Origin of the sequence: Flavobacterium undicola, from assembly GCF_009909155.2 — a bacterium.
In the GTDB taxonomy this organism is placed as follows: Bacteria; Bacteroidota; Bacteroidia; order Flavobacteriales; family Flavobacteriaceae; genus Flavobacterium; species Flavobacterium undicola.
The window spans coordinates 75,518-90,740 of sequence record NZ_JAAAPM020000008.1; the positions used below are offsets into that span (position 1 = coordinate 75,518).

General features: G+C 33.9%; 10 protein-coding genes. 4 read left to right on the top strand and 6 right to left on the bottom strand.

Annotated elements, in window-relative coordinates; translation table 11 throughout:
- Positions 1-164 precede the first annotated feature (164 nt).
- The 3 genes from GTZ96_RS06650 to GTZ96_RS06660 all read left to right on the top strand — a co-directional run bounded on the left by GTZ96_RS06650 (position 165) and on the right by GTZ96_RS06660 (position 2,323).
- A complete protein-coding gene (locus GTZ96_RS06650; RefSeq protein ID WP_235972880.1) occupies positions 165-1,064 on the top strand; it encodes a S66 peptidase family protein in 900 nt (299 codons plus the stop codon).
- 123 nt (positions 1,065-1,187) lie between these two features.
- On the top strand, positions 1,188-1,547 hold the full coding sequence (locus GTZ96_RS06655) for a YraN family protein (RefSeq protein ID WP_161642142.1): 360 nt from the start codon (positions 1,188-1,190) through the stop codon (positions 1,545-1,547).
- Positions 1,548-1,666: 119 nt separating this feature from the next.
- Entirely contained in the window at positions 1,667-2,323 is a 657-nt protein-coding gene (locus GTZ96_RS06660) for an aspartate kinase (RefSeq protein WP_071184243.1), read from the top strand.
- A gap of 84 nt (positions 2,324-2,407) precedes the next feature.
- Here GTZ96_RS06660 and GTZ96_RS06665 read toward each other — a convergent pair whose 3' ends face one another.
- From GTZ96_RS06665 to GTZ96_RS06680, 4 genes are all read right to left on the bottom strand, one after another.
- Positions 2,408-3,274: a TorF family putative porin gene (locus GTZ96_RS06665; protein WP_161642144.1), complete on the bottom strand. Its 867-nt coding sequence runs from the start codon at positions 3,272-3,274 to the stop codon at positions 2,408-2,410.
- A gap of 15 nt (positions 3,275-3,289) precedes the next feature.
- Positions 3,290-5,374, bottom strand: coding sequence for an ATP-binding protein (locus tag GTZ96_RS06670; protein ID WP_161642146.1), 2,085 nt, complete (start codon positions 5,372-5,374; stop codon positions 3,290-3,292).
- A 191-nt stretch (positions 5,375-5,565) separates the two neighbouring features.
- Positions 5,566-8,940: a transcription-repair coupling factor gene (gene mfd, locus GTZ96_RS06675; RefSeq protein WP_161642148.1), complete on the bottom strand. Its 3,375-nt coding sequence runs from the start codon at positions 8,938-8,940 to the stop codon at positions 5,566-5,568.
- The gene (locus tag GTZ96_RS06680; protein ID WP_161642150.1) at positions 8,933-9,583 is read right to left on the bottom strand and encodes a hypothetical protein; all 651 of its coding nucleotides are present in this window, start codon (positions 9,581-9,583) and stop codon (positions 8,933-8,935) included. The genes mfd and GTZ96_RS06680 overlap by 8 nt, the downstream gene beginning before the upstream one ends.
- Positions 9,584-9,800: 217 nt before the next feature.
- Here GTZ96_RS06680 and GTZ96_RS06685 point away from each other — a divergent pair, with 217 nt between their 5' ends.
- Positions 9,801-10,985 carry a carboxypeptidase-like regulatory domain-containing protein gene (locus GTZ96_RS06685; RefSeq protein ID WP_161642152.1) on the top strand — a complete coding sequence of 395 codons (1,185 nt, stop codon included), beginning with the start codon at positions 9,801-9,803 and terminating at the stop codon, positions 10,983-10,985.
- Positions 10,986-11,384: 399 nt separating this feature from the next.
- Here the strand turns inward: GTZ96_RS06685 and GTZ96_RS06690 are convergent, their stop codons facing one another.
- Together GTZ96_RS06690 and GTZ96_RS06695 are read right to left on the bottom strand one after the other, a co-directional pair.
- On the bottom strand, positions 11,385-13,259 hold the full coding sequence (locus GTZ96_RS06690; RefSeq protein ID WP_161642154.1) for a M1 family metallopeptidase: 1,875 nt from the start codon (positions 13,257-13,259) through the stop codon (positions 11,385-11,387).
- A gap of 61 nt (positions 13,260-13,320) precedes the next feature.
- Complete coding sequence (locus GTZ96_RS06695; RefSeq protein WP_161642156.1) at positions 13,321-14,946, bottom strand: S8 family peptidase; 1,626 nt, start codon at positions 14,944-14,946, stop codon at positions 13,321-13,323.
- Positions 14,947-15,223: the final 277 nt, after the last annotated feature.

The window sequence follows — 15,223 nt, forward strand, 5'->3', positions numbered from 1 at the left end:
TTATCTTTGTTTTGATGTCTCACAAAGGCATTTTCAAATTTTATTTACCCAGGAAAAACACTAACATGCCTACTTCTCGATTTTTATTTACAAACCGAACGTTTAGCATATCCCTATTCCTGATTTCTATTTTTCAAACTTTCAATAGTCAAGCCCAACAACACATGATTACACCAGCCGCTTTACAAAAAGGAGACACCATTGCCATTGTAGCCACAGCCAGAAAATATACTGATAACAATCTACAACCCGCCATTGATTTGATGCATAGTTGGGGACTTGAAGTAGTTATTGGCAAAAGCATTGGACTAGACAACAATCAACTGGCAGGAACTGACGAAGAAAGAACTGCCGATTTTCAAGCACAACTGGACAACCCAAACATAAAAGCCATTTGGTGTGTAAAAGGCGGTTATGGAACGGTACGCATCATTGACACATTGGATTTTACCAAATTCAAACAAAACCCAAAATGGATTGTGGGCTTTAGCGACATTACCGTTTTGCACAATCACCTCAACACCTTAGGTTATAAAACCATTCATGGCATTATGCCTGTTACTGCTCCAAGAGCAACTCCGGAAGCCATCGAAACTTTAAGACAAGCTTTATTTGAAGAACCTTTAAGTTACGAAATCCCTTCTGACCCAATGAACCGCATGGGTAGCGCAACTGGCGAACTCGTAGGCGGAAATTTATCTATTCTGTATAGTTTGTTTGGCTCTCCATCGGCGATTGACTGTCATGATAAAATTTTATTCATCGAAGATTTAGACGAATATTTATATCATATCGACCGTATGATGATGAACTTAAAACGCAACGGCTGTCTGGAAAGCATTAAAGGAATTATTGTAGGTTCGATGACCAAGATGAAAGACAACGAAATTCCATGGGGAAAAAATGCCGTTGAAATCATTGAAGATGTGACTAAAAAGTACAAAATCCCTGTTATTTATAATTTCCCGGCAGGACACATTCAGGACAATAGAGCGTTAATTTTAGGAAGCACGGTATCTATGGAAGTTACTCCGGAAAAAAGCACATTAAAATTTGAAGATTAATCGATTTCAATAGCAATGACAATATCAATGGTAAAAATCAATTTAAATTTTAATTAAATACTGAAACATCAATTCCGACTAAATAACTGAACACTAAATACTGACTACTGAACACTATTTCTAATGGCCGAACACAACGAATTAGGAAAACTAGGAGAAGAATTGGCTGTTGATTTTTTACAAAAGAACGGCTACACTATTTTAGAAACCAATTGGACTTTTCAAAAAGCCGAAGTGGACATTATTGCCCAAAAAGAAGACACTCTGGCTATTATCGAAGTAAAAACCCGTTCTTCGATTGAATTTGGTCTCCCTCAAGACTTTGTAAATCCAAAAAAAATAAAACTACTTACGAAAGCCGTAGACAACTACGTAGTCGAAAAAGACCTCGATATCAACGTCCGTTTTGACATCATTGCCATCCAAAAAAAGGAGAAATCTTTTGTAATTGAACACCTTACAGATGCTTTTTATCACTTTTAACGATAATTTTTTATGTTATTTTTGTAACAAATTGTTTTTTTAATTATATTTGCCCATATTTTTAACGATTTAACTAAGTAAATCGACGCAAAAAACTAAGTAAAAACACCTATTTGATTATGAAAACTGTTTCTTCAATTGTCGAAAATTACATCAAAACAAAACCATTTTTATTAAATGCTTTGTCACTTGGGATCATCAATTTAACCTCTCTTTCCAGAAACATCATGTCGGAATTAGAGAGTGAATTTGGAAAAGAAGTAAAACAGGGAGCTGTTGTAATGTCTTTAAAACGATTAACAGAAGAACTGGATTTTAGACTGAATCACAAAATCAACAAAGTCATCAAAAATATAGGTGAAATTACCGTTCGTTCGGCTTTGACTGATTATACTTTTGCAGTTTCTGAAACTGTTTTAAACAAACAGGCTGAGTTAATTTCGGACATTAATGGTTTTCCGGATGTTTTTTATACTTCGTCAAGAGGAGTAAACGAAATCAACATTGTAGTAAGCAATACCGTTAACAAATTGGTAGACAAACATTTTTCTAACGAAAAACTGATTCAGAAATTAGACAATCTGGCTTCTATAACAGTTAAATTACCAAAAGAAAACATTGTAATTCCCGGAATTTATTATTTCATTTTCCAACGTTTGGCTTGGGAAGGAATCATCATCAACGAGGTAATTTCTACTTCAAATGAATTCACCATTCTGGTTAGTGAGGAGCAGGTAGATGTTGCTTTCAAAGTAATCAAAGATTTGAAGAATTAATTGAATTTTATAAATAACAAAAACGGCTATCAACAATAATTTTGATAGCCGTTTTTTATTGCTCTTTACTCAGAGAAAAAGTGATTAGTACCCAAAACTAATTCCTGCCACTAAGAAATCCTTACCGAAAAAGTCAGTGTTTTTTGTTGCAGCATTGTGAATATAATTTAACGACAATGGCATTGCGATTCCGCTTCCCAAATCAAATTCTTTAGTTGCTTTTACTGCTAAGTTCACTAAAGACGGTTTATCATAGTTGGCAAAATTATAGTATTGGGCCTTGTTATTTAACACAACCCCTGCTGAAGGCGCTAATTCTATATTTTGAATTGCTTTATGAGTCGAATTTTCGAATAAATTAAAGGTATACCCCAGTTCTAAATAAGTGGTGTAATTGTGCTTTGGGATATCATTATTATCATAGCGATAGTCATTTCCAGCTATAAGCGTACTTATGGTTGCATTAAAAGGATATTTATAACCCTCTGAAAAATCAAAATAAAATATCACATCCACAGTTTGTGAACTTGTTGGGCCATATTCAAAAAATTTATTGCTCACACCTTCTACCTTGGACACTGAAGGCCAATAGTAATCCCAAAGTTGGAATTGTAAAAAATCATTGATTTGATAAGTAGCATAAAAATCAATTTCCTGATATCCCTTATAGAGAGTTTCACCATCAGCATAGAAATATTGATTTTTAAAATTTGTAGTTGCCCATGCACCTAATGACAATTTTGGCAAAACAGCATATTCAATTGTAGGTTGAATTGCAGCATAATCGCCGCCCCAACATTGTCCTCGCCAGAGATAGCGACTCACAAAATCAATATTCAAACTGAGCTTTTTTTCTTCTACTGTATCTTTAAGCTGTTCTTTTTCTTGTGAAAGAGAAACAAACGACACAAAACCTAAAATTAAAACTGAAATCCTTCTGTTAATTTTCATGCAAATTAATTTATTCTAAAATTTATCTATCAACTCAAACAAGCGTTCTCTATTCAAAGGCTTTGTTATATAATCATCAAATCCTGCTTTGGTAATTTTGACTTTATCATCTGAAGAAGAATAAGCTGTTTGTGCTATAATAGGCAGCTGAGAACGAATAGGTCTTATCTGTTCAATAGCTTCAAAGCCATTCATAACAGGCATTTTAATATCCATTAACACTAAATCGATATTCGAATTGTTGATGCAAATATCAACTGCCTCCTGACCATTAAAAGCTCTAATAATTTCATAATCTTTATTCTGCATCATTTTTTGAAACAGCAAGAAATTGATATTATCATCTTCAGCAATCAAAATAACTTTGTTTTTTGATTTTACTAATTCTTTTTCCCGAATAGACTTTACTACTATATGATCTACTTTAGCATATTTCAACGGAATTGAAAAATAAAAAGTGGAACCAACTCCAACTTCTGATTCTAAATCAATTTCACCTCCAAGGATTTCTATGTAGGCTTTTGAAATAGAAAGCCCTAATCCTAAACCACCGGCCTTTATTGTTTTATCATTTTCCACACGCTTAAACCGATCAAAAACATGTTTATGATCATCTTCATCAATTCCCGAGCCTGTATCTTGAATTGTAAAATGAATTAAACCTTCCTTTTTATTAATCTCATAACTAAAAGTTACAAGACCTTCATCGGTATATTTGATTGCATTTGTCAATAAATTAATGATAACCTGTTTTAATTTAATTTCATCTGTAATAATATCATACTCAGCTGGAAGCGTACTTTTTATCAACTTAATTTTTACAGGCTTGCTTTTTGGAATCGTTACTTTAACGGTTTTATAAAGCTCAACTATACAGGATTCTAGATTAATTTCGCTGAAATTTGGCGCAATCTGATTGGCATCTATTTTAGACATTTCTATTAAGTCATCAATAATAGAAACCAGATTTTTACCATTATTTTGTATCACATTAAGATACTCTACACGTTCCTTTTCGGTAAGTTCGGTATTCAAAATAAGTTCGGTAAAGCCATTTATAGCATTCATTGGCGTTCTAATTTCGTGAGATAGATTCGCCAAGAAAGAAGCTTTTAGCAAATCGCCTTCTTCCGCCTTGATTTTTGCCTTTATTAATGCTAATTTTTGATTGTTATTCTCTTCAAATAAATTCCCTATATAACTAAACTCTCCGCTTGACTTTTTTAACTCAGCTATAGCACATCCACTTCCTTTTTCGAGAACCCTTCTAACCAAATAAAGTGGCCTGTAAACTAGTTTTTGAGTATACAAAACACTTACAATCAAATAGAGTATAAAAACTACAATTATAACATATAAAATGTTAATTGTATTTTCAAAATAAACTTCAAATTTTCTCTCAAACAGCAGTTCACCAATCCTTTTCCCCTGAAAATCTTTCAAAGGATAAACAGCACTTACAACGTGTCTTTGTTCAGGAACAACTTCTCTAATGCCTAGAATTTTAATTTTAGAAGAAGTTATATTCTGTAAATTTTTGATGAATTTAGAATTGATTAATCGCGCAGCAAAGAAATAACCCGAAGTTTTAGTTTTATTCTTTAATGGATCGTCAGAAGCGTGTATTCTTGCCCCGGTTACTTCTACAATTCCTTCCGGAATTTGAAGGTAGAATTTCCCAATACCTACTTTATCCAAATACTCCATAGCTTGTTTCGGGATAAAATCAAGCGTTTTAATTACTGGAGTTGGAGTTCGTGTTATAAATTGTTTATTACTATCATAAACCCCTAAATAATCAGCTGCATATATCTTTAACTCATTACTAATGGTTTCATCGTACCAAGTTAAATTCTTTGTTGAAACGAAATCTACAAATTCATCCCAGTTGGTATCATTATTAATAGCTGTTAAAATTGGCTTTGATTCCAATAATAACAATTGATTGATTTTGCTTTCAAATAATTCAACGGAATTTTGATATGCTTCTTTTTCTGTCTTATTGATATAATAAAACAAAGCTGCATACAGCAATAAAAAAACCACGCTAGAGGAAACTATTAAAAAAAGTATTTTTGGGGACGTTTTTTTTAATGTCATAAATTTCAATACAAAGTATCTAGGTTAAAAAGCAATTAAATTTATGAAAAAAATAAGTTGTCAAACTCGTTTAGGAATTATTTCATTTTTAACACTATAAATATATAAAATGCAATAGAAATTCAAATAATTAATTCAAAAACAATCTGCAAATAAAAGAAAAATCACATTTCAATTGAAATACTACTTTTTTATCCTTCTTTCCCACCCAACATCTCCATCAACTCCAAAGCTCTTCTGGTTGATTTTACGTTGTCAAAAGTTAATAATAAACGCAAGCCGTTAGCGGTTTGTTTTTCTTTCATTTTACAAAGCGAAGGATGTTTTTGCACAAACTGCAACACCTTATGAAAACGATTTGACTGGTAAAAATCGGACTGCTGATCAGACACGAAATAGCCAATCATCTTTCCTTGTTTCATTACTAATTTTTCGATTCCCACACGGGTTGCCACCCATTTAATTCGGATACTATTCATTAAAGCATTAGCTCGAGGAGGCAAAGGACCAAAACGGTCAATCAATTTATTTTGAAAAACCACCAATTCTTCTTCGTTTTTAATCGCACTCAATTCGTTATACAAATTCAAACGTTCCGAAATATTATTGATGTATTCATCCGAAAACAACAACTCAAAATCGGTATCAATTTGTAAATCTTTTACGTATTCCTTGGTCTCAATATTGTTTTCTACAGGATACAAATCTTTGAATTCGTTTTCCTTTAATTCTTCGATAGCCTCGTTCATGATTTTTTGGTAGGTATCAAAACCAATTTCGTTGATAAAACCGGATTGTTCACCACCCAATAAATCTCCGGCACCACGAATCTCCAAATCTTTCATTGCAATATTAAATCCGCTGCCCAACTCACTAAATTGTTCCAAAGCCTGAATACGTTTTCTAGCCTCTTCAGTCATGGACGAATAAGGCGGACATATAAAATAACAAAACGCTTTTTTATTACTTCGACCTACACGACCACGCATTTGGTGCAAATCAGACAAACCAAAATTATTAGCGTTATTAATGAAAATCGTGTTCGCATTAGGTACATCCAATCCACTTTCGATAATGGTTGTCGCAACCAAAACATCAAATTCTCCATTCATGAAAGCCAACATCAGTTCTTCGAGTTTCTTACCGTCCATTTGTCCGTGACCAATTCCAACTTTGGCATTGGGTACCAAACGCTGAATCATTCCTGCCACTTCCTTGATATTTTCAATTCGGTTATTGATAAAATAAACCTGACCGTTACGCTGAATTTCATACGAAATAGCGTCTCGAATCACTTCTTCGCTAAAACCTACCACATTGGTTTCAATAGGATATCTGTTGGGCGGAGGCGTAGTAATTACAGATAAATCCCTCGCCGCCATCAACGAAAACTGTAAGGTTCTCGGAATTGGCGTTGCCGTCAATGTCAAGGTGTCAACATTAGCCGCAATGGTTTTGAGTTTGTCTTTTACGTTCACTCCAAACTTTTGTTCTTCATCCACAATCAGCAAACCTAAATCTTTAAAAACCACATTCTTGTTCACCAATTGATGCGTTCCAATAACAATATCGAGTTTCCCCTCGGCTAATTGCTTTAAGGTTTCCGACTTTTGTTTGGCCGTTCTAAAACGATTCAAATAGCCAACAGAAACCGGCATGTCTTTTAGTCTTTCGGTAAAAGTTCTATAGTGTTGATAAGCCAAAATAGTTGTTGGCACCAAAATCGCTACCTGTTTACTATTGTCAACCGCTTTAAAAGCCGCACGAATAGCCACCTCAGTTTTTCCAAAACCTACATCTCCACAAACCAAACGATCCATCGGGCGATCGCTTTCCATATCGGCTTTTACTTCCTGAGTTGATTTGGTTTGATCTGGCGTATCTTCATAGATAAACGAACTTTCTAATTCGTTTTGCAAATAGCTGTCTGGCGCAAATTGAAAGCCTTTGTCCAATCGCCTTTTGGCATACAACTGAATCAAATTGAATGCGATATGCTTGACTCTCGCCTTGGTTTTTTGTTTTAAAACTTTCCAGGCATTCGAGCCTAATTTGTATATTTTAGGAGGTGTTCCGTCTTTTCCGTTGTATTTCGAAATCTTGTGCAGCGAATGGATACTCACATACACAATATCATTATCGGCATACACCAGCTTAATGGTTTCCTGGGTTTTTCCTTCGACTTGGATTTTTTGCAATCCGCCAAATTTCCCAATTCCGTGGTCAATGTGCGTTACATAATCGCCCACCGAAAGTGTAGTCAATTCTTTTAGTGTGATATTTTGCTTTTTCGAATAACCATTCTTGATGCTGAATTTATGATAACGTTCAAAAATCTGGTGGTCGGTATAGCAGGAAATTTGGTTTTCTTCGTCAATAAAACCCTGATACAAAGGCAAAACTATGGTGTTGTATTGCTTGCGAATATTCTCCGAATTGGCTTCATCCAAAGTTTCAAAAATATCATGAAAACGCTTTGCCTGCGCTTCATTCGAACAAAACAAATAATTTTTATAACCATTAAAATGATTCTCACTCAAATTATTCAACAACAAATCAAACTGTTTGTTGAACGAAGGCTGCGGCTGAATGTGAAATTCAAATTTCTTGGTTGTTCTGAAAATAGCTTTCGAACTCCATTCGACAATTGAAAAATCCAAAGCTCGTTTTACAAAAGCCTTTTGATCCAAGAATAATTGTTCCGGAGTAGCGTGTTTAATATCCTTAGACAATTTCTCGAAAGCTTCTTCGGCTCGAGCAAATTGCTTGTCTAATTGCGATAATAAATCTTCGGTATTCTGAATAAAAATAACCGTTTGCTCCGAAATATAATCTAAGAAACTCTCTCTATTTTCCTGAAAAACCTTGTTTTCTACATTGGGAATAATCGTGATTTTCTTTTGTTGTGCCAATGACAATTGTGTGGCCACATCAAAAGTTCGAATACTTTCGACCTCATCACCAAAAAACTCAATTCGGTACGGATTATCATTCGAAAAAGAAAATACATCGACAATTCCTCCACGAACCGAAAATTCTCCTGGTTCAGTAATAAAATCAACTCTTTTGAATTCATATTCGAATAAGACTTCATTTATAAAATCAATCGAAATCTTATCACCAACGCTTACTTTCAAAGTATTTTTATCCAAATCGCGACGCGTCACCACTTTTTCGAATAACGCTTCGGGATAACTAACAATTACAGCTGGTTTTTTACGGGAATTGATGCGGTTTAATACTTCGGCACGAAGCAAAACATTAGCATTATCGGTTTCTTCAATTTGGTACGGACGACGATAGGAACTTGGATAAAACAACACATCCTGCTCGCCTACCATCTGCTCCAAATCATTCAAATAATAAGCTGCCTCTTCTTTATTATTTAAAATGACCAAAAAAGGAAGTTCGGATTTTTTAAACAACGAACGAATAACAAAGGAAATCGACGAAGCAAGCAAACCGCTAAGATGCAATTTTGCTGTGTTTTTTTCCTGTAAAGCAGCCGTAATTTGTATAACTTTTGGCGAAGTATCGTAGATGGTATATAAGGCAGATTTACTCAACTCTTGCGTCGTTTGGGTTAATTATTGCTCTTGTACTAGCCGGAATAACCGTTTGATTGGGCATCATTGGATTATTAGGAATCGCTCTTGCCGAATCCAACAACATTTTTCTCATTTCGTCTTCCCCTTCCTCAACAGGAATCTTGCTTTTTTCGGTAAGAATATCCATTTGGCGTTGTAAAGTCGCTAATTCCTTGTTGATTTCTCCCACTAATTGCACCACTTTTTTATCAGGAATATTGTCCAAATGAATATACATATCGAACAATCTTACCTTAGTAATCAAGACAGAAACTCTGCTTTTTATTTGTGGTTTATTAAATAGCTCTGGAATATTGTTATTTAATGCCATCGCTTTTTTAGAAATAGCCGCTGCTTTTTGCTGAAAAGCACCAATTGTTTTCTTGGGCTTTTGCCCCAATTCCTGCATAAATGCACGCAAATCGCTCCAAATTTTCACACTCTCCTCGGTAGCCTCATTAATAGGCTCGTCATAGAAATCCCAGCCTTTTTTGATATTGGCAAAAATAAGTTCCTTCTTTTGGGTGTCTTTTGCATTCTCGGCAATTCTTTTTTGATTGTCCTCTTTGCATGAAGCAAGCAGAACCAGCAAAAAAAGAAAGTATGTTATTTTATTTTTCATCCATTTTTTCATTAAAGCGCAAAGTTACAAAGTAAATCATATTCCTTATACTTCTTTAAGTAAAGAATAACAACAGATGTATGTAAGAAGTTTTTTATTAGATTTGTTGGAAAATATATTAATGAACAAAGGAATTCCGAAACTTTAGAAAGGCAATTAGATGAAAAAAAATAAAATCTCTTTATAAAGTTTACACTGTTTTATTCATCCTAAAATTATGCTAATAAAATATTCTAAAATAGTAATAGTATTATTTATTATTAATACTGCAAAAGGACAAACTTTAAAAACAAAAAATACGATTATTGACAGCAAAACAAAGACCCCTTTGGAATATGCCAATATCAGTAATAAAACAGACAATACAATAACAAATAAAGACGGTCAATTCCTCTTCTTTTCAAAAGAAAAAGATATTACTATTAGTTATGTTGGATATGAAACCATACATACCACTTTTGAAGAAATTGAAAAAAAAGACACTATTTTCATGATTGCAAATGCAATAAATTTAGATGAAATTACAGTAAATAATCCCACAAGTTTTCTTAAAGAAGTCTATAAAAATGTATGGAAAATTTATCCTTTAGAGCCTTACAATGAGGATTTTTTCTTAAGATGCCTGTTAAAAAAAGAAGATAAAATTGTAAGAGTACAGGATATTTCCGGAAAAATTTGGAGAAATACTTTTTATCCAAAAAAATCAATAGATGAAATCAAATATGGATTAGAAATTCTAAATTTAAGAAAAGTAGAACTTTCTGAGAGAAACAAAATTCCATACATTCAATTTCCAAGTTACAAAACCTTATTCTTATGGTTTTCAGCTATCATCTTGAAGCCAAAAGAATATGTATTTACAGAAGTCCCATCAAACGATTTGCAATATCGAAAAATTGAATTTGTAAAAAATGATGAGAATAAAGATTGTTTACCTGAAAAAGGTTATTATCTTATTGACAAAAATGAAAAAGCTATAAAAGAAGTAGCTTATGAAATCGTAGAATATTATAAGAATAGTCCCTATTCTCGAGGAGGTTCTTCTAAGTTGAAAACAACTGGCTTAACACTATTTATTATGTTTAATAAAGACATTCAAAAAAACAAATATTATATTGGGAATTCATATCTAAAAAACAGCTTTGAAATCGTTACTGACCAAGTAAAATCAAATTATGAAGCTACCTATGACTTGGTGACTACCAATAGTTTTACTAATAAGATTGTCAAAAAAAATTTCCCAGAAAACAAAGATTTATTCAAAGCTAATTTTTCATATTCTGAAGAATTTTGGAGTAGTCAAAATCAATTACCACTAACTAATGAGTTGAAACAGTTTTTAAAATCAGTGGTAGAGAAAAAGAATAAAACAAAAGAGTATGTAATAATAGGTAATTTTTAAGATGATGCCACGATTTAATTCTTATATTAAAAATCTACTAATTTCGGATGTTTACAAAGCTATAATTTTGGATACCAATTTTATAAATAGCAACCCTGATGGTGCAGACTTCCCATTATCGTAGACTTTTAGAACCCGACCGCTCAGATATAGGCAAACTTTAGCGCAGGCATTTGCCTGTGCCCACAAAGAAATTCCAAAAAAGTATAGTCATAAAAACAAACTACTTTTGGTTATCACACCTGTTGTCTTTAAGCAAATAATTAACCACCCCGCCTTTCAGGCACCCCTCCAAAGGAGGGGAAGTAATCAACGTTTCTAACATTACTGCATTTAGGATAAAAAACCCGACAACTTTCGAAAGCTGTCGGGTTTTTGACTTAAAGTAAGAAATAAAAACTATTTCACTTCATATGTATTATTCACTGGTTTTACATCAGCCATTAAACTACTTGGATCAATGGTTATTTTTTTGATCTTGTTTTTAGGTTTTGGAATACTGAATTCATATTTTGGATTTGCCCAAGCCCAATCTCCTAAAACCGTTCTTTTAACATCCGAATTTGGATTTTCTTTTTCAAAATACATCATTCGCAACGGAATGTAAAAACTCTCCACTGTTCCATCCACATATTCCACTTGCAAATCAATAGGCATTGGCATTCTGCCCATTCGTTCTAAACTCACGGTCGTATTTTCTCCATTATCTTTAACCGCTGCAATTCCGTAATCAATGGTATTTGTGGTTTCGGTCCACTCGTTCAAATACCAATCGAGTTCCGCTCCCGAAATGCGTTCGGCAGTTCGCTTAATGTCATTTGGTGTAGGATGTTTGAATTTAAAATCCTGATAATACCTTTTAATGGTTTGGGCTACTTTATCCTGACCAATTAAATACCCCAATTGCGACAAGAAAATACTTCCCTTGAGGTAAGACGAAACACTATACGAACGGTTCTCATCGTATCGATCGCTATGGGTGGTTTGCGGCTGTTCCTTACCTGTATTTACTAAATCAACGTAGGCTGTATAATTCAGCTTAAACGGATTTTCTACTTTTTTAACCGCCATTTCATTCTTAACCAAATTCTCAACATAGGTTGTAAAACCTTCATCCATCCAAGCGTGTTTCGACTCATTGGAAGCCAAAACATGCTGAAACCAGGAATGCCCCAACTCATGCGTTGCCGTACCGCAAATCCCTTGAAGCGTTCCGTTTCCTAAAATCAGCGTACACATGGCATACTCCATTCCGCCATCGCCACCCTGAATAAAAGAATATTGTTTGTATGGATAATTGCCAATATTTTTATTGTACAAATCCATTGCCTTAACCATTAAAGGTTGGACATTTTTCCAGTTTTCAAGTATTTTTGGATTGTTTTTATATAAAAAATGTAAATCGACATCATTTGGTCCTTTGACTACATCATGCAAATATTCTTTATCGGCAGCCCAGGTAAAATCATGAACTTTTGGCGCAACAAAATGCCAAGTTAGATTCTTCGTTTTTCTTGGATACACAATCTCAACTCCATTTTCCTGATAGCCATGACCTATTTCGTTAGGATTTTGCAAATAGCCTGTACCGCCAAGTGTATAGTCTTTATCAATCGTAATTTTTACATCAAAATTGCCCCAAACTCCATAAAATTCTCTGGCTATATACGGATCGGCATGCCAACCTTCAAAATCAAATTCGGCTATTTTTGGATACCATTCCGCCATGGACAATGCCACTCCTTCTGAATTATTCCTGCCCGAACGACGAATTTGCACTGGAACCTGTCCGTCAAAATCTAAGGTAAAAGTAGTTTTAGAATTGGGCAGAATTGGCTTTGCCAAAACAACTTCTAAAATAGTTCCAATCGTTTTTGTTCTTGCCTCAGCACCATCTTGCTTAAAATTGCTGATTTTTAAATAACCGATTTCGTTGGGTTTCAAATTTTGAATTCGGTTTTCTTTTACCTCTACGCCATCTACTTTGGTTTTTTTCACCATTCTGGCATCAGGATCTTTAATGCTTTGCGATCTGGCATCCATCTCGCTACCCGGTTGAAAAGCATTATTATACAAATGATAATATACTTTCTTCAAAGTATCCAATGAGTTATTAGTATAAACCAACTCCTGTGTTCCTTTGTATTGAAAATGTTTAACATCCATAAACACTTCCATTTTATAATCAACTTCTTGTTGCCAATAAGAGGAACTTTGGGCAAATAGAAAAAAAGTGTTTGATAAAATCAACGACAGTAAAAGGATTTTTCTCATTCGTTTATAATAAAAAAATGGAAGGATGTTTGTCCTTCCATTAGATTAATGACTTGTCAAATTATTTTTTAGCCATTTTATTGGCCATCAAAATAGCATTGTAGGCGTTTACTATTTTTCCTGTTTTTGATAATTCGCTAAAAGCACGCATATCTTTCGGATTTCCTCCCACAACAACATCCATATTAATTGCTACTCCCGAATCCATCAAAATATGTTTTACTTGTGAAGCGGTTAATTTTGGATAATAGGAACGAATCAATGCTGCAACTCCAGCCACATTTGGCGCAGCCATAGAAGTTCCTTGCAAAAATCGATATTTATTATCAGGAATAGAAGCATAAATTTTCACCCCAGGTGCAAAAACATCCACATTGATTTTACCAATGTTTGAAAAACGAGCGGCAATATTTTTGTCATACTCAAAATTCAGAGCACCAACAGTAATTAAATTATCTGAAATCTCTGTTTTCTTATCCTCTGAATCATTTGGAAAATTATCATAATAATCGATGTTTTTAGCATCATTTCCTGCTGCATGAACGATTAGCACATCTTTTTTAGCGGCGTATTTAATGGCATCAAAAACCCAATTTTTATGTGGTGAAAATGCTTTTCCAAAACTTCCATTAATTACTTTTGCTCCATTATCCACAGCATATCGAATAGCCAGAGCAATATCTTTGTCGTATTCGTCGCCATCAGGAACGGCACGAACGGTAAGAATAGCTACATTATCGGCAATCCCGTCACCCCCAATATTGTTATTTCTTAGCTGAGCAACAATTCCAGCCACGTGAGTTCCGTGAAGTGCCTCTTCCTTATCTGGTCCTGTCACGTTATTGTTACCATAATTGGTAGCTGTAATATCGTTGGGATTATCGCCAAGAACTTTTCTATAATCAACATCAAACTTGTCCTGTTCTTTTAACAGTTCGTCTTTAGCATCTATTTGTTTTTGAACCTCATTTTTAAAATCGACAACAGGCATTCCATACGAGAACATTCTCTCTACAATTGCCTTACTTTTTTGAACCAAAGTATCTTTAGATTCTACCGTTTTCAATTCGTCAACAGTATACACTCCTTTTCCTAATTGCTTCTGAATCGTTTTATCAGCATTAGTTACATCGGTAATCATTTTAGTAAAATAACTTTTTTCTCCCTCCGCATCGGCTATTTTCTTATCGTATTGTTTTTTTGCTTCCTGATAAGTAGCCTCGTCTACCAAACTCTTATCCTTAATAATTCTTTCGTATTCTAAATGCTCTTTAACAATATCACCCAGAAAATTCCAGCCATGAATATCATCTACATAGCCGTTTTTATCATCGTCAATTCCGTTTCCGGGAATTTCTTTAGGATTCGTCCAAATCACCGATTTCAAATCTTCGTGTTCTATATCTACTCCCGAATCAACAATTCCAACAATAACTTTCTTACTCTTTCTGTTTTTCAATAATTCAGCATAAGCCCTGTCCACACTCATCCCCGGAACCGTATCTTTAACAATATCGTATTGATTCCAATGTTTCAATTGGGTTTCAGTCAAAGCCTTATTTTTCTTTATGTTTACCGGTGCTGTTATTTCCGTTAGCGATTTATAATTAGGCAGTTTTTGCGCTCCACATCCTGCTAAAACCAAAGCAGAGAAAACAGAAAGACAGATGGGTTTTATCGTATTCATGTACATTAATTATTTAGTCCATTTCAAATATAGATTAAAAATAATTTTTCTATTCGAAAAACATCAGGATTAACACTAGATTAAGATATCCTCACTTCTTTTTCGGTATGTTTCCAGGGTAATTGTGGGCTTATGTATAATACTCACAGCCTCTATTTCTTTTTATAAAGTTTAATCAAATTAAAAAAGAATGAATTCTTACAAAAATTCATAGGAAAAGTAATATTTATTGTAATATTGTGTAATAAAAAAATTACACGTATAATCAAAATCATAA